General features: G+C 74.2%; 2 protein-coding genes. Both read right to left on the bottom strand.

The features are described from left to right. A partial coding sequence (locus D3105_RS33415; RefSeq protein WP_118906556.1) for a hypothetical protein occupies positions 1–1173 on the bottom strand: 1173 nt, incomplete at its 3' end. Then, on the bottom strand, positions 1170–2192 hold the full coding sequence (locus D3105_RS33410; RefSeq protein WP_118906555.1) for a 5-dehydro-4-deoxyglucarate dehydratase: 1023 nt from the start codon (positions 2190–2192) through the stop codon (positions 1170–1172). The genes D3105_RS33415 and D3105_RS33410, both read right to left, overlap by 4 nt. Between the last annotated feature and the right edge of the window lie 266 nt (positions 2193–2458).

The raw sequence follows: 2458 nt of genomic DNA, 5'->3' as shown, positions 1-2458 counted from the left end.
CCCCAGCCGCGAAAGCGCCGCCGCGACCGCCTCCAGGTCCGGGCCGGAGGCGAGTCCCGCGTGGTACAGGCGCAGTTGGTCCGCGCCGAGCGCGGCGGCGTGGGCCGCGTCGCGCTCCAGGGTGCGGGGGCTGCCGCCCATCCCGGTGACGACCCCGAAGTTGGCGGCGCGCACGCCGCCGCGCCGGGCGAACGGCCCGAGGACGGCTTCCCGTTGGGCGTCGGACCCGGTGCAGGGCAGCACCACCCCGTCGGCCAGGGCGAGGATGTGGTCCGGTTCGACGCCGACGTTGGCCCCCGTGCGGTACGACACGGGGTCGGCGTGCAGCAGCACCTGGAAGCCGGGCGGGGCCGCCGCCCGTACGGCTGCGACGGCCGCTTCCTGGAACGCGCGGGCCACCCGGCCGCGCCATCGCAGGGTGGCATCCGCGTACGTCGGCCCGAGCAGCTCCGCGATGCCGCCACGGCCGGACTCCGGGGACGCGCCGCCGGACCAGGCCGGCTCCAGGGCCCGGCGTACGGCGGCGGACAACGCCTCCGGGTCGGCGCCCACGTCCCCGTACCCCTCGCGGCACACCGCGCAGAAACACAGCGACATCAGGTACTGCGCCGCGTCGCCGAGGCAGACGCCCGCGACCTTGTCGTGGGCGTGGAGATGGGCGAAGCCGTACCAGCCGCAGGACTCCAGTTCGGTGCCGCGCGTGCCGGGCCGGGCGGCGGCCTCCGCCGCCAGGTCCACGAGGTAGGCGCGCACCTCGGGGCGGGCGATGCAGGGGGCCCAGGGGTAGCGGTCGCCGTAGGCGTTGACCACCGAGGTGTCCGGGTGCTCCGCGCCGAGCCGGGAGCTGTGCGCGAGGACCACCCAGCTGTGCACCTCCAGGCCCGCGGCGGCCAGCGCCTCGGCCGCCTCCCCGTACGGATCGTCGCCGGGTGTCCAGCTCTGGCGGTACGGGGCGAGGGCCCGGCCCGCCCAGCGGTCCGGGTCCGGCGGGTAGAGGACGGCGGCGTGCTCGGCGGTCACGACGCGGTGGGCGGGGTGGCGGGGAGTCAGGGCCCGGGTGGAGTGGTAGGCGGAGGCCAGGGTGACCTGCCGGACGCCGAGGTCCGTGATCCGGCCGGCGGCGTCCGGGTCCCCGACGACGTCCCAGGGGTAGAGGAAGGCGCCCGCCTTCACGCCCGGCCTCCCGGAGTGGCGTGCCGCTCAGCGATGTGCTCTTCGGCGCCGCGCTCCTCTGCGCCGCGCCCCTCGGCGGCGTGCTCCTCCAGCAGGGTGCGGCCGCTCGCGATGATCTCGATGAGGTCCTTGACGTGCGCGGCGGACGGCTCGGTGAGCGGGGTGCGGACCTCGCCGACGTCCAGCCCCTGCAGCCGGACACCGGCCTTGACCAGGGAGACGGCGTATCCGCGCCCCTTGGCGCGCAGTTCGACGAGCGGCCGGTAGAAGTGGTCGAGCAGCGCGTTGACCAGGGCGTCGTCGCCGGAGTCCAGGGCTCGGTGGAAGGCGAGCGCGATGTCCGGGGCGAACGCGAAGACGGCGGAGGAGTACAGCGTGACGCCGATCCCCCGGTAGGCGAGGCCGGTGAGCTCGGCGGTGGGCAGGCCGTTGAAGTAGAGGAAATCGTCGTCGGGCCGATGGGTGCGGACCGCGCTGACGATGCGCTGCATGAGATCGAGGTCGCCGAGACCGTCCTTGAGCCCGATGACGCCGGGCGTGCGGGCGAGGGCGACGACGGTCTCCGGGGTGAAGACGGCGTTGTCCCGCTGGTAGACGATCGTCTCCAGACCGGTGGCCGCCGCGAGGGCCGTGTAGTGGTTGAGCAGCCCTTCCTGGTCGGCGACGACGAGGTAGGGCGGCATGGCGAGGAGCCCGTCGGCTCCGGCCGCCTCGGCGGCCCGCGCGTACTGGACGGCGAGGGCCGTGCCGTAACCGGCCCCGGCGACGACCGGGATCCGCCCGGCCGTCTCCTCGACGGCGGCGGCGACCGCGAGGCGGAACTCCTCGAGGGTCAGCGCGTGGAACTCGCCCGTGCCGCAGCAGGCGAAGACCGCGGCGGCTCCGGCGTCGATCCCGGCCCGCACATGGGCGCGGAAGACGTCGAGATCGACGGTGCCGTCCGGCCCGAACGCGGTCACGGGGAAGAAGAGCGGCCCGGCGACTTCACGGAGCCGGGCGGCAAGGGGGGCTGAGGTCACGGGCGCTCCCTGAGCAGATTCAGGCGTGCACAAGTCTGATCGGCGTCCATATTTCTGAACACCGTAACGCTAAGCCAGCCTTCGACGGCAGGTCAAGGTGGACGCCGCGCCCGAGCAGCCTCTTGACGCATCTCACCGCCCCTCCCTAACTTGTCCATGCATGTGAATGTCAGCCAGTGTTGCGCACAACGCACCTGGCGTACGCCCGCCCCGAGGAGACCCCCGTATGCCCGCTCCCCGTACCGTCCTGCTCACCGGCGCAGCGG

The sequence above is a fragment of the Streptomyces globisporus genome, assembly GCF_003501885.1.
In the GTDB taxonomy this organism is placed as follows: domain Bacteria; phylum Actinomycetota; class Actinomycetes; order Streptomycetales; family Streptomycetaceae; genus Streptomyces; species Streptomyces globisporus_D.
Note: the sequence above shows the minus strand (reverse complement) of the source record. Positions and strands in the feature narration are given on the sequence as shown.